The 21,923-nt window shown below is 51.0% G+C and carries 20 protein-coding genes; 7 read left to right on the top strand and 13 right to left on the bottom strand.

Features of this window, described 5'->3' with window-relative positions:
- Positions 1–68 precede the first annotated feature (68 nt).
- The 6 genes from LPB67_RS01050 to LPB67_RS01025 form a co-directional block, all read right to left on the bottom strand.
- Positions 69–1,469, bottom strand: a complete 1,401-nt coding sequence (locus LPB67_RS01050) for a sigma-54-dependent transcriptional regulator (RefSeq protein ID WP_410482685.1) — start codon at positions 1,467–1,469, stop codon at positions 69–71.
- 122 nt (positions 1,470–1,591) lie between these two features.
- Positions 1,592–3,478, bottom strand: coding sequence for an ATP-binding protein (locus tag LPB67_RS01045; RefSeq protein ID WP_262835209.1), 1,887 nt, complete (start codon positions 3,476–3,478; stop codon positions 1,592–1,594).
- A 55-nt stretch (positions 3,479–3,533) separates the two neighbouring features.
- Positions 3,534–4,334 carry an ABC transporter ATP-binding protein gene (locus LPB67_RS01040; protein ID WP_262835208.1) on the bottom strand — a complete coding sequence of 267 codons (801 nt, stop codon included), beginning with the start codon at positions 4,332–4,334 and terminating at the stop codon, positions 3,534–3,536.
- Position 4,335: 1 nt separating this feature from the next.
- Entirely contained in the window at positions 4,336–5,154 is an 819-nt protein-coding gene (locus LPB67_RS01035) for an ABC transporter permease (protein WP_262835207.1), read from the bottom strand.
- Between the two features lie 98 nt (positions 5,155–5,252).
- Positions 5,253–6,254: an ABC transporter substrate-binding protein gene (locus LPB67_RS01030; RefSeq protein ID WP_262835206.1), complete on the bottom strand. Its 1,002-nt coding sequence runs from the start codon at positions 6,252–6,254 to the stop codon at positions 5,253–5,255.
- 185 nt (positions 6,255–6,439) lie between these two features.
- Positions 6,440–7,600: an ABC transporter substrate-binding protein gene (locus LPB67_RS01025; RefSeq protein WP_262835205.1), complete on the bottom strand. Its 1,161-nt coding sequence runs from the start codon at positions 7,598–7,600 to the stop codon at positions 6,440–6,442.
- 310 nt (positions 7,601–7,910) lie between these two features.
- Between LPB67_RS01025 and ffh the strand changes: the two genes are divergently transcribed.
- The 4 genes from ffh to LPB67_RS01005 all read left to right on the top strand — a co-directional run bounded on the left by ffh (position 7,911) and on the right by LPB67_RS01005 (position 12,342).
- Positions 7,911–9,278, top strand: a complete 1,368-nt coding sequence (gene ffh, locus LPB67_RS01020; RefSeq protein WP_262835204.1) for a signal recognition particle protein — start codon at positions 7,911–7,913, stop codon at positions 9,276–9,278.
- Between the two features lie 216 nt (positions 9,279–9,494).
- Positions 9,495–9,878, top strand: coding sequence for an SWIB/MDM2 domain-containing protein (locus tag LPB67_RS01015; protein ID WP_262835203.1), 384 nt, complete (start codon positions 9,495–9,497; stop codon positions 9,876–9,878).
- A 563-nt stretch (positions 9,879–10,441) separates the two neighbouring features.
- Positions 10,442–10,621 carry a hypothetical protein gene (locus LPB67_RS19150; RefSeq protein WP_410482684.1) on the top strand — a complete coding sequence of 60 codons (180 nt, stop codon included), beginning with the start codon at positions 10,442–10,444 and terminating at the stop codon, positions 10,619–10,621.
- A gap of 5 nt (positions 10,622–10,626) precedes the next feature.
- Complete coding sequence (locus tag LPB67_RS01005) at positions 10,627–12,342, top strand: NTPase KAP (protein ID WP_262835201.1); 1,716 nt, start codon at positions 10,627–10,629, stop codon at positions 12,340–12,342.
- Between the two features lie 175 nt (positions 12,343–12,517).
- Here the strand turns inward: LPB67_RS01005 and LPB67_RS01000 are convergent, their stop codons facing one another.
- From LPB67_RS01000 to LPB67_RS00990, 3 genes are all read right to left on the bottom strand, one after another.
- Entirely contained in the window at positions 12,518–13,150 is a 633-nt protein-coding gene (locus LPB67_RS01000) for a hypothetical protein (RefSeq protein WP_262835200.1), read from the bottom strand.
- Between the two features lie 37 nt (positions 13,151–13,187).
- Positions 13,188–13,706, bottom strand: a complete 519-nt coding sequence (locus LPB67_RS00995) for a lytic transglycosylase domain-containing protein (protein ID WP_410482705.1) — start codon at positions 13,704–13,706, stop codon at positions 13,188–13,190.
- 184 nt (positions 13,707–13,890) lie between these two features.
- Positions 13,891–15,627, bottom strand: a complete 1,737-nt coding sequence (locus tag LPB67_RS00990; RefSeq protein WP_262835198.1) for a proline--tRNA ligase — start codon at positions 15,625–15,627, stop codon at positions 13,891–13,893.
- A 270-nt stretch (positions 15,628–15,897) separates the two neighbouring features.
- On the opposite strand from LPB67_RS00990, the gene LPB67_RS00985 reads away from it, so the two are divergent.
- Together LPB67_RS00985 and LPB67_RS00980 are read left to right on the top strand one after the other, a co-directional pair.
- A complete protein-coding gene (locus LPB67_RS00985) occupies positions 15,898–16,539 on the top strand; it encodes an RNA pyrophosphohydrolase (protein WP_262835197.1) in 642 nt (213 codons plus the stop codon).
- Positions 16,540–16,568: 29 nt separating this feature from the next.
- Positions 16,569–17,078 (top strand): CNP1-like family protein, encoded by a 510-nt coding sequence (locus tag LPB67_RS00980; RefSeq protein WP_262835196.1) that lies wholly within the window; start codon positions 16,569–16,571, stop codon positions 17,076–17,078.
- Between the two features lie 57 nt (positions 17,079–17,135).
- On the opposite strand, the gene proB is transcribed toward LPB67_RS00980, so the two are convergent.
- From proB to rplU, 4 genes are all read right to left on the bottom strand, one after another.
- Positions 17,136–18,254, bottom strand: coding sequence for a glutamate 5-kinase (proB, locus tag LPB67_RS00975; protein WP_262835195.1), 1,119 nt, complete (start codon positions 18,252–18,254; stop codon positions 17,136–17,138).
- Between the two features lie 264 nt (positions 18,255–18,518).
- Positions 18,519–19,628, bottom strand: a complete 1,110-nt coding sequence (cgtA, locus tag LPB67_RS00970) for an Obg family GTPase CgtA (RefSeq protein ID WP_262835194.1) — start codon at positions 19,626–19,628, stop codon at positions 18,519–18,521.
- A 250-nt stretch (positions 19,629–19,878) separates the two neighbouring features.
- On the bottom strand, positions 19,879–20,136 hold the full coding sequence (rpmA, locus tag LPB67_RS00965; protein ID WP_262835193.1) for a 50S ribosomal protein L27: 258 nt from the start codon (positions 20,134–20,136) through the stop codon (positions 19,879–19,881).
- 37 nt (positions 20,137–20,173) lie between these two features.
- A complete protein-coding gene (gene rplU, locus LPB67_RS00960) occupies positions 20,174–20,485 on the bottom strand; it encodes a 50S ribosomal protein L21 (protein ID WP_262835192.1) in 312 nt (103 codons plus the stop codon).
- Positions 20,486–20,835: 350 nt separating this feature from the next.
- Here rplU and ispB point away from each other — a divergent pair, with 350 nt between their 5' ends.
- Positions 20,836–21,765: an octaprenyl diphosphate synthase gene (ispB, locus tag LPB67_RS00955; RefSeq protein ID WP_410482704.1), complete on the top strand. Its 930-nt coding sequence runs from the start codon at positions 20,836–20,838 to the stop codon at positions 21,763–21,765.
- Positions 21,766–21,923: the final 158 nt, after the last annotated feature.

Genomic DNA, 21,923 nt, shown 5'->3' with positions numbered 1-21,923 from the left:
TCTGCAAAGACCGATGATGGCAAGGCCGGCGGCCGCCGCTATCCCAGCTGGAATGGATGATCGTCAATTCAGGATGGGCGTGCCGTTAACTGGTATTTTTTAATTTTGTCGTACAAGGTTTTTTTCGGAATGCCGAGTTGTTCCGCGGCCAGCGCGACATTACCGTCGTGGTTTTGCAAGGCCCGCTGAATCAGGCTGGCTTCATAGTCATCGACGCGCTTCGGCAAACTCTCCGTATCGGGTCTGGAGCGATCGGACACTGTGGTGCCGGAGCAGGCTGATTGCAAATGCGGATCGGCGACACCGAGCACCCATTTATCGGCGAAATTGCGCAGCTCACGCACATTGCCCGGCCAATCGCGCTGCTGCCACTCGGCCATCTGGGCCGGGGTCCAGGCGGTTGCGGGCATTTGATAACGCTGCGCTGCGGCGTCAATGAAATGCTTCAACAGCAAAGGAATATCCTCGCGCCTTTGCCTGAGCGTCGGCAAATCAATGCTGACCACGCTGATGCGGTAATACAAATCCTCGCGGAATTTGCCCTCTTCGCTCAACTGCAATAAATCCGCCTTGCTGGCAGCGATCACGCGGCAGTCGAGCGTAATCTGGGTATTGCCGCCGAGGCGTTCCAGGCGACGCTCTTGCAGCACGCGCAATAGTTTGACTTGCAGCGCCAGCGGCATGCTCTCGATTTCATCGAGGAACACCGTGCCGCCCTGTGCATATTCGAGCTTGCCGATGCGACGTTTTTGCGCACTGGTAAAGGCGCCCGCCTCATGTCCGAAAATCTCGCTCTCGAACATCGCCTCCGGCAAGGCGCCGCAATTGATCGCGACGAATTCGCCGCTGCGTCCGCTGGCCAGATGCAGTTGGCGCGCCACGACTTCCTTGCCGCAACCGGTCGCACCATTGATCAGGACATCGACTGGACTGGGGCCGATCGCCTGGATGAATTTACGGACTTGCTCGATGGCTGGCGTCTGACCGAGCAGATCCGGCACCGATTTTTGGCTGGCGAGTTGTTGTTTAAGATGGCGATTATCGATCACCAGTCTACGTTTTTCCTGGGCCCGCAGACAGGTTTCCAGCAAGCGTTCTGACGCAAAAGGTTTTTCGATAAAGTCGTAAGCTCCCACCCGCATGGCATCGACCGCCATGCTGACGTCGCCATGCCCGGTAATCAGTATTACGGGCAAATCAGGATCCAGCGCGAGCACTTGCGCCAGCAGCTCCAACCCGGATTGTCCCGGCAGGCGCACATCGCTGACGACGATACCGGCAAAGCCTTTATGCAATGCCGCCTGCGCAGCCTCGGCGCTGGCATATGCATACACCCGGAAGCCACCCAGTTCCAGCGTCTGAGCAGTTGCCAGCCGGACCGCCTGCTCATCCTCAATCAATAATGCTTCCAACGCGTTCTCCTGATAACGACGATCCGACCACCTACGGTGACACCGCCTTAAATTCATATACTCCCCAATTAAACCGAGCAAATATCATTAATCCGGCAATATTTGAGAGCGGCTTTAAAAAATACTGGTATGGAGTATATTATTTTTGCCGTTGCGATTGCCGGTAAATTTGATTCCGCTTATAGAACGAGTGTATCCGGCTTATCGGTGCTGCGGGGAATGCTGACCACGAATTCAGCGCCGCCGCCAGGACGATTCGAGGCGCTCAGGCTGCCGTTCATGGCCTGCACAATCGACGATGAAATCGCCAGACCGAGCCCCAAGCCCTGGTCCGACGGCTTGGTCGTAAAAAACGGCTCGAACAAATGCCCGATCACATGCTCGGGCAAACCGGTGCCGGCATCGATGATGCGAATTCTGACGTACTGCGCGTCAGCTTCCAGCTCGACGCTGACTTGTCGCGCGCTGTCACTGGCCTGCATTTGCACGGTCGCATCCAGTGCATTGCGCATCAGGTTGATCAGCACTTGCTCTATCCTGACCGCATCGCCCAGCACCAGCATCCCCGCCTGATCCGACAAAACCAGCTGCACGCCATGCCGGTCAAATTCACTTTGCACCAGCAATGCGGCAGCCCGCAATGACTGCGCCATATCGACCACGGCGACCGCTTCAGGACTTTTTCTGGCAAAGCCTTTTAACTGCGCGATGATGCTGCCCATTCTGGCACTGGCAGCGCCGATATGCGAGAGATTGTCGCCGGCTTGCCGCAGATTGCCGCGCGCCAGATAGGTCACCGCATTGTCGGCAAAAGCACGGATCGCAGTCAGCGGCTGATTCAGCTCATGCGTCATGCCCGCCGCCATCTGCCCGAGCATCGCTAGCTTACCGGTCTGCACCATCTCGTCCTGGGTCGAACGCAGCAAGTTTTCCGCGTCTTTGAGCTTGCTGTATTGAGCGGCCAATTGTTGATTGGCGAGAGTCAGCTCGCGGGTTCGCTGCGCGATCCGCAACTCCAGCTCATCGGCCGCACTTTGCAAGGCTTGTCTTGCCAGGAGACCTTCGCGCAAACGCTGGCGGCGCTGGTACACGACCGCTGCCGCGGTTGCGCTCAAGACCAATAACAGCAAGGCGACCAGAGCGGCTTTAATCCCCGCCAGCCGGATTTTCGCCTCCAGCGGAAATAACATTAACTGCCATGACAGCCGCCCCACCGGTCGCGCGACATAAGTGCCAAAATCGAGCCGTTCGGATTTGTCCAGCGCGCTGACCGGCACTATCGGTTTGCCGCCATATTGCAAAGTCGTCCCCAGCGACTGCTGCACCGCCGGATCAAGTGGGCGCAAGCTCCGGTATTGCCAGTCGGGCCGGTTGCTCAGAAACACCACGCCGTACTGATCCGATAAAGCAATCGGCTCCTCGCTGCTTCGCCAGGCTTGCTCGAATTCGGTCAGGCTGATTTTGACGGCGATGACGCCGATCGGCGATCCTGGCGTTTCACCGGTCGTTGACGCCTCTTTGGAAAACGGCCGCACACCCGCCGGATACACCGCTTGCGCTATGAAATAGCCAGGAATATTCGTGGTATTCCCAATCGCATAAAAGCGCCCGGCCTGCCCCGTCATCGCCTGCCGGAAATAAGGGCGGAAACTGAAATTCTGTCCCATATAGGTTTGCGGACTGTCCCAGTTGCTGGCGGCAATCGTCTTACCCTGCGCATCCATCAGGTAGATCGCCGCAACCTTGGCTTGCCGCTGCAAGTCGCGCAGCACCAGATTCAATGCCGTAACCAGTGGCGCGTCATCCGGTTGCGCCAATAACTGCGCGGCCAGCGGCAGGTAGGCGACCGAGTAAGGCAGGGTTTCATATTTTTCGAGTGCCGATTCAAGATCGAGCGAGATCAGCTTGAGCTGGCGGTCGCCGCTCTGCTGCAATTCTTCTCTGGCGAATGTAGCGGCGAACCAATAGGCAGAACAGACCAGCACGGCAGCCAATGCAAACAGCGCCGCGACCAGCGCAATGGTCGCAGTTGCCGGGCGGGTGAAGGAAAATCGCGCAGGTCTCATCTTTCAGTCAGCAAAAATAGTCATCCTGCAAAGCCAGGACGAAACCCGCCTGGGTTTAATCCACCGCAGCCATTTTCAATTCATCGGTGTGATGCCGTTGCTGCTCTTCCATCACCAATTGCCCCAATTCACGTTTCAACGCATTGAATTCAGCCGACGAGGGGTCGCGCAAACGCGGCAACTCGACGATCAGATCACGCTTCACCGTGCCCGGGCGATACGTCATCACGATAATGCGATCGGCCAGATAAATCGCTTCTTCAATACTGTGGGTGACGAAGATAATCGTCTTCTTCAGCTCGGACCAGATCCGCAATAACTCATCCTGCAAGTTGCGCCGGGTCAAGGCATCGAGTGCGCCGAAAGGCTCGTCCATCAACATGATAGGCGAATCCAGCGCCAGCACGCGGGCAATCGCAACCCGTTGCCGCATGCCGCCGGACAAATCTTTCGGGAAGCGGCTCTTGAAATCGCTTAAGCCCAGCATGCCGAGCAGGTCAGCGACTTTTTTCTGTATCTCGGCCTTGCTGCTGCCTTTGATTTCCAGGCCGAAGGCGATGTTTTGCTCGACCGTCATCCAGGGGAACAAGGCATATTCCTGGAATACCATGCCGCGATCCGGCCCCGGTGCGGCGACTAGCTTGCCATCCGTCGTGATGGCGCCGGAACTCGGCAACGAGAAACCGGCGACGGCATTGAGCAAGGTCGATTTGCCGCAGCCCGATGGACCGAGCAGGCAGACGAACTGGCCTTCCGGAATCTCCAGATTGATATCCTTTAAAGCAACGACCTCGCGGTCGCCGGTTTTAAAAATCTTGTTGACGGCGTTAACCTTGATTTGCGCTTGCTGTGTCATATCAATTCTCCAGACCGCGGTGCCAGCGCAGTAAATGATTATTCAGTTTGTTCATCGCCAGATCAATCGCCAGACCCAGCATACCGATGCTGATCATGCCGGCGATAATTTTGTCCGACCAGAAATACTCGCGCGCTTCCAGAATACGGAAGCCCAGACCGTTATTTACCGCGATCATTTCCGACACGATCACCACGATAAAAGCGGTCCCGATACCGATACGCACGCCCGACAAAATATACGGCACAGCGGCTGGCAGCATCACCCGCACAAACAACGTGGTTTGATTCGCGCCGAGATTGCGCGCAGCGCGGATGTATATGCCGTCGACATGCCGCACACCGGCGATGGTATTCATCAACACCGGGAAGAAAGCGCCAATCGCAATCAGAAAAATGGCCGGCGGATTACCCAGGCCGAACCACAGGATAGACAAGGGGATATACGCAATCGGCGGAATCGGGCGCAACACCTGCATCAGCGGATTCATCCAGGCATATGCACGCTGACTGGCGCCCATCGCCAGACCCAGCGGCAAGGCCAGGCCCGCACCGACCACAAAACCGACCAGCACGCGATACATACTGCCTATCGTGTCGCGTATCAGCTCACCGGAAAATAACCAGCCTAAACGCGTCATGCCGGCCGGATCAAAAGCCTCCATCGGCGACGCATATTCACACCATTTCCTGACCACGGCCCAAGGTGCAGGCAAGACCTGGGGATTCACCCAGCCCATCGCGGTGACGGTATGCCAGATTGCAATCAATACCGCAGGCACAACCAGTCCCGCGCCAATTTCACGCCATTTCAGCTTCATCGTATGTCCTCTGAGAATATCTCCGCTGGCAATGACAACGCGAAGTCGCTCGCGCCAGCGGGTAGTATGGGTTGCCTTGAGTTTGCTAACTTAACTGTTTACTTGATGTTCAGGCTTTTCTTTGCCTGATCGAGTAAGTCAGTCTTGACCCAGTCTTTGGCGACGGGCGGTTTGGCCATCTTGCCGACACCGTATTTTTGCATCAGATCGGTCGTGATCTGTATGTGTTCAGCACTCACATCGTAAGAGTAAGGCGAGTTGCCGATGGCGGCGATAAAGTCGTCCTTGGTGATTTGTCCTTTGAAGATGGTTTCGCGGACATATTTTTCAGCCAGATCCTTGTTATCGATAAAGGTCTTGGTGGCCTCGACAAAACAGCGCATGAATTTTTCTGCCAGAGGACGATTCTCTTTATAGAATTTTTCTGTCATGACCATGGTGCGCACCGGCTCGCCGATAGGCGTGTCATACGGTTTCAGCAATTCTGTACCGAAACCCTTGTTAATCGCCTGGGCGGAATACGGCTCGGACTGCATGATGGCGTCGATATTTTTACCCAGCAGCGCCTGATTCAAATCAGGGAAGCCGAGGTAAATAATCTGCACGTCTTTACCCGGTTGATCCGAATAGCTTAAACCGTTTTGCGAGAGTTCTGCCGCCAGCAAAATATCCTGGATACCGCCGCGGGTCACGCCAACTTTTTTACCTTTTAATTCTTTAATCGATTTGATCCCGAGATCGGTGCGCGTTACCAGCCGGGCGCCGCCTTTGGCAAAACCGGCAACGATGAAGATAGGTGCGCCACTGGCACGGGCAGAAATCACGGCTTCAGACGATACTGCGGCGACGTCGAGTTCACCGGCAATCACGGCTTGCATCGCATCGAGGCCTTTAGGGAAAACCTTTTCATCGACCTTGATGCCGCATTTAGGGGCGATTTCTTTGATATAGGACACGGCGCCATAATGCGCAAATTTGAGATTGCCGAGACGTACCGCATCCTCGGCATGAGCAGTACCGGCGAGCGCACTTAAAGACGCCAGAATAATGGACGCGAGCAGGGAATTTTTCAGGGATTTGTTTACGACAGGTTTCAACATTGTGGTCTCCGGTGTTTTTTGATTTGTTCCATGTGTATAGCAGACTCTGTGCCAACTTACTTGATTTTGCAAGTGCTTGATTTTTAATGGCTAAATAATTGTTCGCGGTTTATTCATTCCGAGAAATCAGACATTGCCGGAGCCTGATGCCCTGCCGGTTGCGGGTTTCCGCACATATTGGGAACTCATCGCAAGAATTTGCCGTCCTTGCCTATCATGGTCAATTCAACAAATCCGCTGCCGCTGTGATCCTTCTCGCTATAGCCTAGCATCACTCCGCCGATATCATAACGGCGCATCGACTCCAGAGCACGGATCAAACCCTCTCGTGTCAAAGTGCGACCGGCGCGACGCAAACCTTCTACCATGACTTTGGCGGCGACAAATCCCTCCATCGCGGCATACGAGGGACTCACGCCTTGGGCAATGGCGATGCTTTTAAATTCCTGCCCCAATACGGTCGAGACCATGTGCGGCGCCGGCATAATTTGCGAGACCATCACGCCGAGACCGGTTTTCCCCAGGGAGTCAACAAAGGATTGCGAGGCATTGTTCGACAAGGTCATGATTTGCAAGGTTGGATTCTGTTCCCGCATTTCTTTAATCAATGCCACGGTGGTGACGCCGGAGCCGATGATGATGACCGCCTTGGCGGTACTCGCTGTCAGCGTCTTGACGGCAGCAGCGATATCCGGCTTAGCTCGATCGAAAGTCACGATTGCTGCCGGTGTTAAATGATGCTGGATCATGGCTTGATTGAAGCCGGCCAAGCCATCGCGCCCAAAGCTATCGTCGACATGCAGCAAGGCGATATCTTTCAAGCCAATCGTATTGAATTGCTCTACGCCGCGCCTTACTTCATCCTGGTATTTGGCACGCACATTAAATACATAGCGATTGACCGGCGCGTGGAACAGGGAAGCGCCGGTGCTTGGCGCAATCAAGGGGACTTTGGTTTCAGTCAATACCGGCAATAAGGCTTCGGTATGCGGCGTACCGCGCGACTGGAACAGCGCAAACACATGTTCTTTTTTAATCAGGATAGCGGCATTAGCGGCGGCAGTGGCAGGATCGAATTTGTCATCGAGGATTTTGACTTCAATCTTGCGACCGTTCACGCCGCCATTGGTATTGATATGTTCAAAATAAGCCTTTGCCCCTGCATTCATTTCCTTCACCGGCCCGGCGATCTGGCCGCTCAGCCCTACCGTTTGTCCGAGCAGGATGGTGTTGTCGGTGACGCCATCCTCGGCCAGCGCATGGCTAGTCATGACACTGAGTGGAAGCATAAGACTGAGGCAGGCGCAGAGCCTCAGCGCCAGGCGGCGTGAGCGGGTGTTCAACATGTGGTCTCCGTATTTTTATAGTTTGTTACTGTGCTTTGGATACTAAGCAGAAAGCGTTCCTATTTTGCCCCACAGTACAAGTCCCTGTTTTAACATGAGTATTTGTCCTGGGACATCGGTATTACTACTAATGTTGGCGGATTTCCAGCCAGTCACAGGCAAGTTTTCCGATAATCTGGACAACGCCAATTGCCGCACTTAACTTAATCAGGGTCGGCAAAGAGACGATCGGTTAAAATGCCATGCTATAACGTTGCCTGCTGCAAGCCTCTGCAGTCTTGTTTTTCACTTAATAATGTAGATTCCATCCATGCTTGATAATTTGACCCAACGCCTTGCCAAAGTGGTGAAAACCATGCGTGGCGAGGCGCGTTTGACAGAATCCAATACTGCCGAGATGTTGCGCGAAGTGCGCATGGCCTTGCTGGAAGCCGACGTTGCCCTGCCAGCCGTGCGTGAACTGATCGCCCGCGTCAAAGAAAAAGCGCTGGGCGAAGAAGTCATCAGCTCACTGACGCCAGGTCAGGCGCTGGTCGGCGTCGTGCAAAAAGAACTGGCCAGCCTGATGGGTGCCGATCTCGGGCCGGAAGCCTCGCAACTGAGTTTTGCCACGCAGCCGCCGGCGATCATCCTGATGGCAGGCTTGCAGGGTGCCGGTAAAACCACGACCGTCGGCAAGCTCGCCAAATATCTGCGCGAACAGAAAAAGAAAAAAGTCCTGACCGTCTCTGCCGACGTGTATCGTCCCGCCGCGATCGGGCAGTTGCAGACGGTCACAGCGCAGGTCGGGGCGGATTTTTTCCCGTCCCTGCCGACCGATAAGCCGGTCGATATCGCGCTGGCGGCGCTCGATTACGCGAAAAAGCATCATCACGATATCTTGATCATCGATACCGCTGGCCGTCTCGGTATTGATGAAGCGATGATGCAGGAGATCACGGCATTGCATGCGGCCGTCAAGCCGATCGAGACCTTGTTCGTGGTCGATGCGATGCTCGGTCAGGACGCCGTCAATACCGCCAAAGCTTTTAACGATGCCTTGCCTTTGACCGGCGTGGTATTGACCAAACTTGATGGCGATGCGCGCGGCGGTGCAGCTTTGTCAGTTCGCCATATCACTGGCAAACCGATTAAATTTGCCGGTGTCGCCGAAAAACTCGACGGCCTGGAAGCCTTTGATCCGGTTCGCATGGCCAATCGTATCCTGGGTATGGGCGATATCCTGGCGCTGGTCGAGTCCGCTCAAAAAGGCATGGACGTCGCTGCAGCGCAAGATCTTGCACACAAGATCAAAGGCGGCGGCAAGTTCGACATGAACGACTTCAAGCTGCAACTGACGCAAATGAAAAAAATGGGCGGCTTGTCGAATCTGATGGACAAACTTCCGGCGCAAATGCAGCAAGCCGCTAGCGGCGCGAATATGGATCAGGCCGAAAAAAGCGTGCGCCGCATGGAAGGCATGATCAACTCGATGACGCCGCTAGAACGCGCCAAACCCGATTTAATCAAAGCATCCCGCAAGCGCCGCATTGCGGCTGGCGCCGGTGTGCAGATTCAGGAAGTCAATCGCATGCTGAATCAATTTGAGCAAATGCAAAGCATGATGAAGAAGCTGCAAGGCGGCGGCATGATGAAGATGCTGCGCAGCATGAAGGGGATGATGCCGGGTAAACGCTAAGCCGCAGCGCGAAAAACATCTGCCGGATCGACCTGAATACGTTAAAAATCAAGCCTGATCCGGTTTTTTTTCGCTATGCAGCGCTCTCCTCTGCACATTACGATACATTTTCCGCAAAAAGCCGCAAAAAACACTTGCATCCCTCTGCAAAGCGCACCACTATTAGCGATGCGTGATATGGCGCATTTTCCAAGATATTTGTGAAGGAGCCTCAATATGGCAACAGCAGCAAAAAAAGCACCGGCTAAAGCAGCTCCAGCAGCTAAAAAGCCAGCAGCAAAAGCAGCAGCTCCAAAAGCCGCTGCACCAAAGAAAGCTGCTCCGGCAGCAAAAGCAGCAGCACCTGCACGTAAGCCAAATGCAGCGTTCATGAAGCCAATGACGATTTCTCCAGTGTTGGCAGCAGTAATCGGTGCAGCACCAATTCCACGTACTGAAGTCACCAAAAAAGTATGGGAATACATCAAGAAGCATCAGCTGCAAGACGAAGCAAACAAGCGCAACATCAACGCGGATGACAAATTGAAAGCCGTTTTTGGCGGTAAAAAACAAGTCTCCATGTTTGAAATGACGAAGCTGATTTCCGGTCATCTGTCTTAAGCTGACCGTAGTCGTTTTGGGAGACTTATTGGGATCATGTAAGTAGTTGGTGGCTCCCAATCCCAAACAAAAACGCCCGCATCGCGCGGGCTTTTTTGTATTTTTAATACACGTAAGTCATTGATTTGTAAGCGAATTTATAAATTAGAAACAGGTCAAAAACAGCTAAAAATGACGTATTTTGGCAATAATCAGCGCGGAATTTGGCAACGGCGTATTATTATGATTCCATAAATAGCGCACGGAACTGCAATGGCACGCGAAGCAGCCCCTCCAAAAGGTATATAAAAAATCCACCGTAAAAATGTGGACAGCGGTTCGACGTTCTACCGTGTTCGCCTTAATCGCAACAAAGAAAAATTCAACGTCGATAAATTATTCGACACCTTGGAACTTGCCATCGCATTTTTAGCGGAGTGTAAAACACCCGAAGGTCGAAAGCGCGTGATGGATGGTCTCGATAACGTGACGCAATCCATTCAAATCAAACAGATCATCGCCAAAGCAGCGGTCAAAGCTGATCCCAATTTCAAAGAACAGTTAAGCCTGCGCTGGAATGGGTCATGGAACGACAAGCAGTTACGACACACAAAGAAAGTGGCATCATCAATGACGCCAATTTATGGGCAACCGAAACAATGGGAAACGCACGCTATCCGCTCGAATTATTTCAGCGCGTGATCACTGTGAGCCTTGAAACTATGAAAATCGTCAAATCACTTCCCAAACTAGAATTAGCCTAAAAACCATGACAATGCAAATAACCAAAACGCATTTTGAGCAGCTTTTGGCAGACCACGAAAACAAAGTGGTCGCTTTATCTGGAAAATGGGGCACGGGAAAAAGTCATCTATGGCGGGAAGTCAAAGCGAATTCGTCAGACGAAAAAATTAAGAACGCACTTTACGTTTCACTTTTTGGTCTTACAAGCATGGATCAAATCAAATTTAAGATCGTCCAAAGCTCAATACCAAAGGCCGGTGAAAGTTCGACTATCTGGGAAACGACAAAGAGGGGTTGGGGGGCGGCTTCCAAGGTTCTCGAAAGCCTTCATAAGGGTTTTTCCGCGCTGAATGAAATCGCTCTAATCGCTGTCCCAGCCATTCTGAAAAATCGCATTATTGTTTTGGACGATATCGAACGCAAGCATAAAAATTTAGGTGTCGATGAGATTATGGGCTTTATCGATGAATTTACTCAGCAACATGGTGCGCGCATTATTCTTATCCTCAATAACGATCAACTAGCTGACCGCGAGTTATGGAATACATTGCGCGAGAAAGTGATAGATCATGAAATCCTGCTCGAAACCTCCCCATCAGAAGCCTTTGAAATTGCCTCTGGCATTGCACCCTCACCTTACGCTGACCGTATCAAAAAGAGTGTCGAAACATGCGGCATTACCAATATCCGAATAATCAGCAAAATCATTAAAGCCGTAGACAAAATACTTGGAAGATCAGACCTTTCTGACGATGTTCTACATCGAGTCATTCCTTCTACGGTGCTTCTATCAGCGGTTCATTACAAGGGAATTGAAGATGCGCCAGATTTTGATTTCATTCTCAAAATAGGCAACCCAGACGATTATAGCGATTGGGAAAAAAAGAACGAAGAACTTGACGATGCTGGTAAGCATAGAGCGAAATGGAGAATTAAACTTCGAGAATTAGGAATTAACTCCTGTGATGAATACGAGCAAATAGTAGTTGAGTTTCTAAGATCAGGTCTCTTTGATGTGGCTGACGTAACAAAAGTCATTGATAAATACATGTCCGAAGCGGATTACATGAGGACAATTCAACTAGCTCGACAGCTTCAAGACCATATTATTTGGCATCACACCATTGATGAGTCCGAATTAGTATTGGAAGCAGCATCTCTTGTAGAAAGAGCACATTCACTGGATGCTTACAACGTCACCCAATTGCACGAATCAATATCGAAGCTTACGGATGGAGTGCCGGTAGCAGATGCTATGATTGATGCATGGGTTACGGCATTCAAAACAAAAAAATATGACAACATCGACTTTGATAATTTTTACCATCGTCCCATCCATCCAAAAATAAAAGCGGAATTTGAATTAACGAGAGCAACATCCCAAGCTAAGGCTACGATATTCGAAGCTTGTTCCCACATAGTAATGAACAGCGGATGGGGAGATAAGCAAGTCAAAATTTTGGAAGCCGCATCAGTTAAAGATTTTGAGGACACAATCAAAACTCTTGAAGTTGAAGACCTCAGACTGTTTATGAGCAAATTTATAGAAATGCGCTTACAGTCCCAAGCCTACGAATCACACTTTGGTTTGGCGATAAAACATTTTATTGAAGCATGTCGAAACATATCAAACGATTCGAATTTCAAAAGACTCGGCGAACTCATCACCATTTTATTTGAAGATGCAAGACTTGGTTCAGAACTGAGTCGCCCTGACAATTCTATTGAAAAAAATGACTAGCAATTCAAAATTTTGGCAATAATTTTAAATTTCATCCTTACAAAACACTATTTTCATAGGAGAAAATATTTAAGCGACGCCCGCATCGCGCGGGCGTTTTTGTTTGTGGCACATCCATTTTCGATGGCGCTTATAGATCGGTCAAGGATTCATGCGCAGATGCAGATTGTTCGCTTCAGTAATTGCCGCAACTAACGACCCGGTTTGAGCGAGCTTCTCTTTGGATAAGCGTCGCGCCGCCAGCGGGATTCGGCGCGATCACGCAATATGATCCAAGTGCGCTTGTGACCTTGGTGATCAAGCTGCCATCTGCTGTCGTAAAAGTCTTGTAGGTGACCTCACCGGGTACTGCAGCCGCCGCAATTTTATCGCCCAGCCGCGCGATCGGCGGTATTGCGGACTTGACCGCAAAGGGTAATGCACGCTGCTGCGATTGCAGGTCTTTGCTGATCTGGCGCGTATCCAGGTTCAGTCCAGGCTCGACTGTGATGGTCGGCGTGCTTGCTACGATATCGGATTCTGCGGGTGCCGCAATAATCGCATTATCCACTTGCATTGACGGTCGTCTCGATGCTGGCGGTGATTTTGTTTGCGGGGTTGCTAAAGCTGTTGTGGTCACTGGCTTAGCTTGCGGCAACTCAACTGGACGAATCAACTCAACGATTAATGCGGGCAGTGTGGGCAAAGCGGATAAAGGTGCTGTATGCGGTTGCCGTCTGAGCGTATTTGACCAGACCAAAATAAAGACGGTATGGGCGGCCAGGATGAACACTAACCATGGCCAGCGCACGGCTTGTTTGTAGCTCAATCCGACTGTCTCATGGTTTGGATTTCATCGCTGAATTTCATCCTTTAAATTCCCAGTTCTTCCAGTTGGCGAGCACCGCATTCGGATATTCGGGCCGGCCACGACTACCGTTATAGCGTCCCAGCGCCAGGTACAGATTACCGGCTTCCATATCGATATACATGCGCAAAATCGCACAGCCGTAACGCAGATTCGACTGCATCTGAAATAACTTTTGCGCATCGCTGTCGCCGATCACCCGCGACCAGAATGGCATGACCTGCATATAGCCGCGCGCGCCCACCACCGAGGTCGCATATTTACGAAAGCCCGATTCGACCTGGATCAGACCTAGGACCATCGCCGGTTCCAGGCCGGCGCGCTTGGATTCATACCAGACGGATTTGAGAAATTCCTGACGTGTCTGAGGATCGGGCAGGCGTCGCTTCAAACGATCGGACATTTCGCCCAACCAATGCAGATAACTGATGCGCGCATTGATATCGTCGAAGCTGGGAATCGGCGGACGGGCATCGGTCACCGCTTTCGATAAAGCGAGGCGAACCGAGTCCGCCATCGCCTCTTCTTTCTGATTACCCGCCTGCGCAAATCCTGCATGCAGCAGGACGCCGCATATCACGACACGCAACAACAACCCGCACACGGTCACTACATCATTATTTTTTAGAGGAGTATCCATAAAAAACCTACTCAACGCGCACAAAACACCGGACCTTGAAAATATACTTCATACCAGTATTTTATTTACCTCTTAACTTGGTCAAGACAAATTCCAGCATCTCAGCGGCTGGCATTTCAATCGCCTCAGCATCGCGGCGGCCTTTGTATTCAAGCTTGCCGTCTTTTAAACCGCGGTCACCGATCACTACGCGATGCGGTACGCCGATCAGTTCCCAATCGGCAAACATCGCACCAGGGCGTTCGCCGCGATCATCGAGCATCACGTCAACACCAGCATCCAGCAGCGCCTGATACAGCTTTTCTGTTTCAGCTTTGACTGCTTCGCTTTTTTCCATTCCCATCGGGCAGATCACGACTTCAAACGGTGCCAGCGCGATAGGCCAGATAATGCCTTTGTCGTCGAAATTCTGCTCAATCGCCGCCCCCAGAATACGCGTGACGCCGATACCGTAACAACCCATTTGCAGGAATTGCGGTTTGCCGTTCTCATCGAGGAAAGTCGCTTTCATATCCTCGGAATAGCGTGTTCCCAATTGGAAGACGTGACCGACTTCAATCCCGCGCTGGATCGCCAGCACGCCCTTACCGTCTGGTGATGGATCGCCCGTTACCACATTGCGTAAATCGGCAACCAGCGGTTCGGCGATGTCGCGTAGCCAGTTAGCGCCGGTGAAATGGAAGTCCTCTTCGTTCGCGCCGCAGACAAAATCGCCCATCATCGCAACCGTGCGGTCAGCAACGACCTTGACCGGCAACTTGGTATTGATAGGACCGAGGTAGCCGGGCTTAGTTCCGAAATGCTCGACGATCTCCTCTTCGGTAGCGAAACGGTAGTTTGCCAGACCCGGGACTTTGCTGGCTTTGATCTCATTCAATTCGTGATCGCCGCGCAGTAACAACAACCAGACTTGTTTGCTGATTTTGTCTTTTTCTTCAGTCTCAACGGTAAGGACGATGGATTTCACCGTGCTCTGCAAAGGAATCGACAACAATGCTGCAACGTCTTCACACTTGGCCTTGCCCGGTGTTGGCGTCTTGGTCAATGCCTGGGTCGCAGTTTGGCGCTGAGCGAACAGCGGCATCGCTTCCGCCGCTTCCATATTGGCGGCGAAATCGGAGCTTGGGCAATACACCAGCGCATCTTCGCCGGTCTCAGCAATCACATGGAATTCATGCGAACCGGAACCGCCAATGGCGCCATTGTCGGCTGCCACCGCACGGAAATCCAGGCCGAAGCGGTTAAAAATCCGGACGTAAGCGTCATACATTACCTGGTAGGATTTTTTCAGGCCATCGACGTCGCGGTCGAAAGAATAGGCATCCTTCATCGTAAATTCGCGCCCGCGCATCAGGCCAAAACGCGGACGGCGTTCGTCGCGGAACTTGGTCTGGATATGGTAGAAGTTGATCGGCAACTGGCGATACGATCTGATTTCCTGACGCGCCACATCGGTAATCGCTTCTTCCGAGGTTGGCTGGATAATGAAATCGCGACCATGCCGGTCCTTAACACGCATCAGTTCAGGACCGTATTGCTGCCAGCGCCCGGTCTCTTGCCACAATTCGGCAGGCTGTACCACCGGCATCAGCATCTCTACCGCACCGGCACGATTCATCTCTTCGCGTACGATCGCTTCCACTTTACGAATCACCCGTAAACCCATAGGCATGTAGTTGTAGATACCGGAACCGAGGCGTTTAATCATGCCTGCCCGCATCATCAGTTTGTGGCTGACAATTTCAGCATCGGCAGGAGCTTCTTTTAAAGTAGAAATAAAAAATCGTGTAGCGCGCATGACAATGATTCTTTTCAAAAATTGAGGGTTATAATCGACTCAATTTTAAAGGATTAGCTGGCTAATGCGCCCACTGTTTAGCAATTTGATGATGGAAAACCGCTTGATATGCCCGAAATCAACCGGAGATCGGCATAAATAAGGATATTGCGCATAAAAAATGCGCAAATTGATCGGTGATTATCGCTGTTATCCATGAATTCCTGATGACAGCATCACGTCAAATTGCTGAAATAGACGCTTGGCCGCAGAAAGTTTTGAGGTAGGGTCATGCTCGATCGTGAAGGCTTCCGGCCTAACGTAGGCATTATATTGCTTAACGCCAACAATGAAGTATGGTGGGGCAAACGTGTACGCGAACACTCCTGGCAATTCCCGCAGGGTGGGATTAAGTATGGCGAATCCCCTGAGCAAGCGATGTTTCGCGAGCTTGAGGAAGAAACCGGCTTATTGCCTGAACACGTTAAAGTCATCGGTCGCACCCGCGACTGGCTGCGCTATGAAGTTCCCGATCATTTTATCAAACGCGAAATTCGCGGGCATTACCGCGGACAAAAACAAATCTGGTTTTTGTTGCGCATGCTAGGACGCGATTGCGACGTCAACCTGCGTGCCAGCAACCATCCTGAATTTGATGCATGGCGTTGGCATGAGTATTGGGTACCTTTGGACGTCGTGATTGAATTCAAGCGCGGCGTATATCAACTGGCCTTGCAGGAATTGTCTCGCTTTGTGCACAGGACTGAGCATACCGGCTCAGGTCGTCAGGGTAATCGCCAGATAAGGCAGCAGCCTCAGGCAACGAAAGAGTCCAGGGCAGATAGCTCAGATGGTTCTGCTGGTTCTGTTGCGCCTGAAACTGCCAGAACCTCCGACACAGGTGCAGTGCCGCCTGTCGAAAATCCCGAATAACCGTAGCGTTTTTTGCAGAATTTCCTACTATGTTAAAAAAATCCCTTACAGGTTTTGGTTTACTACTGGCATCCGGCTTGCTGCTGCCATTACATGCGCAAACTACGGATGATGAAGCGGAAAAAGAATGGGCAGAAGTTGCATTGCATTTGCCCGGCGCACCCGATGCCAGCAATCTGGTCTCTTTCTATGCAAGCGGTAGTCAGTCTTTTGCGATTGATGTCAAATCACTCTCAATTACCGGCGATGGCATTATCCGTTATAGCCTGGTCGCAGTCAGCAGCAGCGGCGCTAAAAACGTAAGCTATGAGGGAATCCGCTGCTCTACCTATGAGAAAAAATTGTATGCGTTCGGCCGACCAGACGGCAGCTGGTCACGCTCACGCCGCAATCAATGGGATCACATCTCGGCGCTGAACGTCAACAAGCAACATAGCACGCTGTTTAATGACTATTTTTGCGACGGCAATTCCATCGCAGGAAAAGCGTCAGTGATCATTGACAGGATCAAAAGGCACCAAGTCATCAAGCCGTATTGATCGGACGGCTGTCCACCTGGATCAACAGCAATATGGGCGTTGCTCAAATAGTGCGCATTAGAGCAACACCATATTGTCTCTGTGAATCAATTCCGGCTCCTCGACAAAACCGAGAATTGCAGCGATCTCAGATGAAGGATGGCGTTTAATGCGTCTGGCTTCGGCACTGGCATAATTGCTGAGTCCTCTTGCAATTGCCTGCCCTGCTTCGTTATAGCAAGTCACGACGGCACCTCGGCCAAATTCACCGCGTACATCGAGTACGCCGATAGGCAGCAGCGATTTACCCTCGGCTGTGAGTTTTTGCACGGCCCCGGCATCCAACACGATTTGCCCTGCGGTCTGCAACTGATCGGCCATCCATTGTTTACGCGCCGCCAATGGCGCCATTTGCGAAATCAGCTGCGTGCCGATCGCCTCGCCACTGGCAAGACGCACCAGCACATTATCTTCACGCCCCCAGGCAATCACGGTATGCGTGCCAGAACTGGCGCCGCGCTTTGCCGCCAAAATTTTGGTCAGCATGCCGCCGCTACCCAGACTCGATCCGGCGCCGCCCGCCATGGCCTCCAGAGCGGGATCACCTGCTCGTGCTTCATGCACGAATTGCGCATCCGGGTGTTTGCGCGGATCGGCCGTATACAAGCCCTTTTGATCCGTCAAAATAATCAGCGCATCGGCTTCAATTAAATTAGCGACCAAGGCGCCCAAAGTATCGTTATCACCAAACTTAATCTCATCGGTAACGACGGTATCGTTTTCGTTAATCACGGGAACAATACCAAAACTGAGCAGCGTAAATAAGGTTGATCGTGCATTCAGATAACGTTCACGATCAGCCAGATCAGCATGCGTTAACAGGATTTGCGCAGTACCCAGTGCATGCGCACGGAAACTTGTTTCATAAATCTGCGCCAGTCCCATTTGTCCTACCGCGGCACAAGCCTGCAATTCATGTATGCCGGTTGGCCGCTTATCAAACCCCAGACGCTGCCGCCCCTCAGCAATGGCGCCGGAACTGACTAACACCACTTCTTTACCCAGTTTGCGCAGCTCGGCAATTTGACCAGCCCATTTTTCAATGGCGACGCGATCCAATCCTTTGCCGTCATTGGTAACAAGTGAAGAACCTACTTTGATGATGAGTCGTTTGGCGTTTTGAATAACTGAATGCATGAGATGATCGTGGAGGCGCAAAACTTTATTGAGAGACGAGAGGTCACGGATACTCAAAATTATACTTTATATGGATAGAAATCATAAAAACTAAATTTCATTCCGAAAAATGAGATTAAATCCAATTAATCAAGTATTTTTACGCCTGCGTATTTTTATTACCGGATCAAGGGAATAAACCGAAAAATTCCAATTTGCCGTTACTGTTTTTTCGAACGCATCTATGAAAAGAGCCTGACAAGCAGGCTCTTTTTAAACATTCTGTCATTCCAGGACTTTAAACCGCGGATCGTCTGGATCAATCGACAGGATTCCCTGCGCCTCTTCCGTCATCTGCGTTTCTTGCGAACGCTGTTCTTGCAAACGTTTCTCAGCGAGATAGGCATAGATTTCCGTGACCAGATCGTCGCAACCTTCACGATTTAATGCGGAAATTTCGAATACCGGGCCCTTCCAGGCAAAACGCTTAACGAAATCTTTTACTTTTTTCTTGCGCTCTTCTTCTGTCAATACATCGAGTTTATTGAGCACCAGCCAACGCGGCTTCTCATACAAAGCTTCATCGTATTTACGCAATTCTTTGATCAGCGCTTTAGCGTCTTTCACCGGATCAACGTCATCATCAAAAGGGGCCAGATCGACGATATGCAACAGCAAGCCCGTACGTTGTAAGTGCTTAAGAAATTGCACCCCCAGGCCAACGCCATCCGCAGCGCCTTCGATCAAACCTGGAATGTCGGCGATCACGAAACTCTTTTCATGACTGACGCGCACCATACCCAAATTCGGGTGCAAGGTGGTAAAAGGATAATCGGCAATTTTCGGACGAGCATTCGATACGGCAGTGATAAATGTCGATTTACCGGCATTCGGCAAACCCAGCAAACCTACGTCGGCCAACACTTTCAACTCGAGACGCAATTCGCGCCGCTCGCCCTCTTTACCGTCGCTACGCTGACGCGGAGCGCGATTGGTTGAGGATTTGAAATGGATATTGCCCCAACCGCCCTCGCCGCCTTTGACTAATACGACTTGCTGACCATGTTCAGTCAGATCGGCAATCACCTCATCGGTATTGCGATCAGCAATCAAGGTACCTACTGGCATGCGCAAGAAAATATCATCGGCACCTTTGCCGTAACAATCGGCACCGCGGCCATTTTCACCGTTTTTGGCTTTATGCAGCTTGGAAAATCGATAATCAACCAAGGTATTGATGTTGCGATCCGCGACGGCAATAATACTGCCGCCCTTGCCGCCGTCACCGCCATCTGGGCCACCGAATGGTCTGAATTTTTCACGGCAGAATGAGGCGATACCGTTGCCGCCATCACCTGCAATTACTTCAATCCGTGCTTCGTCGATAAATTTCATTTGTATCACCTATAAATTCAGTGCGTTCGAGTAGGAACAATATGCACCGCGACCCCCAGTTCCCGTGCAAAGGAAGAGCAGGATCTGCAATCTTGCCTGAAGATTGCCAAAACAAAAAAGAGCTTGTATAAATCGCCGGAAAACGCAAAGACCAACTTATACAGGACCTCTTGAAACTAAAAAGGCTCTACCAACGGCAGAGCCTTTTTAGTCAGGCTTGCGCCTTATTCTACTAGCTGTAAGGCGTGGATTACGCCGCTACAACAATCGCGTATTGATGCTTGGCAGCACCCTTGATTGCGAATTGTACTTTGCCGTTAATCAGCGCGAACAAAGTATGGTCTTTACCCATACCGACGTTTTCACCTGGGTGAACACGTGTGCCGCGTTGACGAACGATGATACCGCCGGCATTGATAGCCTGGCCGCCGTAAACTTTAACGCCTAAGCGTTTTGACTCTGAGTCACGGCCGTTGCGCGTGGTGCCGCCGCCTTTTTTGTGTGCCATTTATTAGCTCCTTGGATTGTCAGTTAAATCAACCGGCTTAGCCGTTGATAGAAACGATTTGCAGTTCTGTGTAATTTTGGCGATGGCCTTGACGCTTTTGGTAATGCTTACGACGACGCATTTTGAAAATGCGCACTTTGTCGTGGCGACCTTGCGAAATTACCGTAGCCAGCACCGTAGCACCTGCGACCAAAGGAGCACCAAATTTAATGGTGTCACCTGCGCCCAAAGCGAGCACTTGATCAATGGTGATTTCGGAGCCAATGTCTGCAGGTATCTGTTCTACTTTAAGTTTTTCACCAGCGACAACTTTATATTGTTTGCCACCGGTTTTTATGACCGCGTACATGTGAAACCTCATCAAATGATATTAATAATCGAATTTTTCTCGACCCAAATAATGCAATGAAATCGGGAAAACCTCCAATTATACATAGACTTAGCGAGTCGGTCAAAACATTCCTTAAATTTTTGAGTCAACTACTTTGACGCTACTCATTTCCCTTTTTGCTAGATTCGCAAAATTACCATGCGGCATTATTTTCCCAAGCATTCTTTGAAGCTTGAGTAAGGCAGCGCGAAATGGCAAGGGCATCGTATAATCCATGCTTCCCAAGCAATCACGCATTTTTAGCAGGTACCGCTTTGTCTGCCACAACATCCACACAAAATACCATTACAGAATCTATCGCCGGCGATATGGCGTCAGTGAATCAGGTAATACGGAGCAAACTTCACTCTGACGTTCCTTTAGTCAATCAGATAGCTGAATACATTATCAGTGCCGGCGGCAAAAGAATCCGGCCTGTATTGGTGCTATTGATGGCGAATGCCTATCAATACAAAGGCGTTCATCACCATGAATTGGCGGCAATCATAGAATTTATCCATACCGCGACCTTGCTGCACGATGATGTGGTGGATGAATCATCTATGCGTCGCGGCAGAAAAACTGCCAATGCGCTGTTCGGCAATGCCGCCTCGGTTCTTGTCGGTGATTTCTTATATTCACGCGCTTTTCAGATGATGGTCTCTATCAATCGCATGGAAATCATGGAAATTTTAGCCGATGCAACCAATGTGATTGCCGAAGGCGAGGTACTGCAATTATTGAATATGCATGATCCGGATGTCACGGAAGAACGGTATTTACAAGTCATACGCTCAAAAACCGCAAAACTGTTTGAGGCTGCCGCACAAGTGGGCGCCTTGATTTCCGGTGCCGACGCGGGTCAGATAGAAGCAGCGGCGGAATACGGTCGTTCGCTTGGCACAGCGTTCCAACTGATAGACGACGTGCTGGATTATTCAGGCAATGCAGAAGAAATCGGAAAAAATGTCGGCGATGACCTGCGCGAAGGAAAACCTACGCTGCCGCTGATTTATTTGATGAAAAACGGGAGCGAGCAAGAAAAAAACCTGGTTAAGAATTGTATAGAGCAAGGCGATGAAACCCAGTTTGATGCCATTTTACAGGCAATCACAAAATCGGGCGCCCTTGACTACACTCGATCCGAGGCGATGAAAGCATCCGAACGCGCAGCGGCCTCAATACAAGAACTGACGGCTAGTCCATTTAAAGATGCTTTGCTGACTTTATGCAAATTTTCCGTTGATAGAAATCATTGATCGTTACTCAATGGATCTTTAAAAAATCCAGGCGATACGCCTTACTCAAAACGAGTATCGATCAATTCCCAATAAGAATTATCTGCATTAAATTGCCTCCCAATGTCAGTTGATCGTCCATATAGCTGCCCCAAACCATTCCCCCATTCCGTATCGAT

This window comes from Undibacterium sp. Jales W-56, assembly GCF_025548535.1.
In the GTDB taxonomy this organism is placed as follows: Bacteria; Pseudomonadota; Gammaproteobacteria; order Burkholderiales; family Burkholderiaceae_D; genus Undibacterium.
The sequence above is the reverse complement of the archived record's forward strand: the minus strand, read 5'-3'. Positions and strand labels throughout refer to the sequence as shown.

Coding starts and splice junctions, on each gene's coding strand:
- LPB67_RS01050 (WP_410482685.1), bottom strand. CDS start 1,469: ATGAATTTAAGGCGGTGTCACCGTAGGTGGTCGGATCGTCGTTATCAG.
- LPB67_RS01045 (WP_262835209.1), bottom strand. CDS start 3,478: ATGAGACCTGCGCGATTTTCCTTCACCCGCCCGGCAACTGCGACCATT.
- LPB67_RS01040 (WP_262835208.1), bottom strand. CDS start 4,334: ATGACACAGCAAGCGCAAATCAAGGTTAACGCCGTCAACAAGATTTTT.
- LPB67_RS01035 (WP_262835207.1), bottom strand. CDS start 5,154: ATGAAGCTGAAATGGCGTGAAATTGGCGCGGGACTGGTTGTGCCTGCG.
- LPB67_RS01030 (WP_262835206.1), bottom strand. CDS start 6,254: ATGTTGAAACCTGTCGTAAACAAATCCCTGAAAAATTCCCTGCTCGCG.
- LPB67_RS01025 (WP_262835205.1), bottom strand. CDS start 7,600: ATGTTGAACACCCGCTCACGCCGCCTGGCGCTGAGGCTCTGCGCCTGC.
- ffh (WP_262835204.1), top strand. CDS start 7,911: ATGCTTGATAATTTGACCCAACGCCTTGCCAAAGTGGTGAAAACCATG.
- LPB67_RS01015 (WP_262835203.1), top strand. CDS start 9,495: ATGGCAACAGCAGCAAAAAAAGCACCGGCTAAAGCAGCTCCAGCAGCT.
- LPB67_RS19150 (WP_410482684.1), top strand. CDS start 10,442: ATGGAACGACAAGCAGTTACGACACACAAAGAAAGTGGCATCATCAAT.
- LPB67_RS01005 (WP_262835201.1), top strand. CDS start 10,627: ATGACAATGCAAATAACCAAAACGCATTTTGAGCAGCTTTTGGCAGAC.
- LPB67_RS00995 (WP_410482705.1), bottom strand. CDS start 13,706: ATGGCGGACTCGGTTCGCCTCGCTTTATCGAAAGCGGTGACCGATGCC.
- LPB67_RS00990 (WP_262835198.1), bottom strand. CDS start 15,627: ATGCGCGCTACACGATTTTTTATTTCTACTTTAAAAGAAGCTCCTGCC.
- LPB67_RS00985 (WP_262835197.1), top strand. CDS start 15,898: ATGCTCGATCGTGAAGGCTTCCGGCCTAACGTAGGCATTATATTGCTT.
- LPB67_RS00980 (WP_262835196.1), top strand. CDS start 16,569: ATGTTAAAAAAATCCCTTACAGGTTTTGGTTTACTACTGGCATCCGGC.
- proB (WP_262835195.1), bottom strand. CDS start 18,254: ATGCATTCAGTTATTCAAAACGCCAAACGACTCATCATCAAAGTAGGT.
- cgtA (WP_262835194.1), bottom strand. CDS start 19,628: ATGAAATTTATCGACGAAGCACGGATTGAAGTAATTGCAGGTGATGGC.
- rpmA (WP_262835193.1), bottom strand. CDS start 20,136: ATGGCACACAAAAAAGGCGGCGGCACCACGCGCAACGGCCGTGACTCA.
- rplU (WP_262835192.1), bottom strand. CDS start 20,485: ATGTACGCGGTCATAAAAACCGGTGGCAAACAATATAAAGTTGTCGCT.
- ispB (WP_410482704.1), top strand. CDS start 20,836: ATGGCGTCAGTGAATCAGGTAATACGGAGCAAACTTCACTCTGACGTT.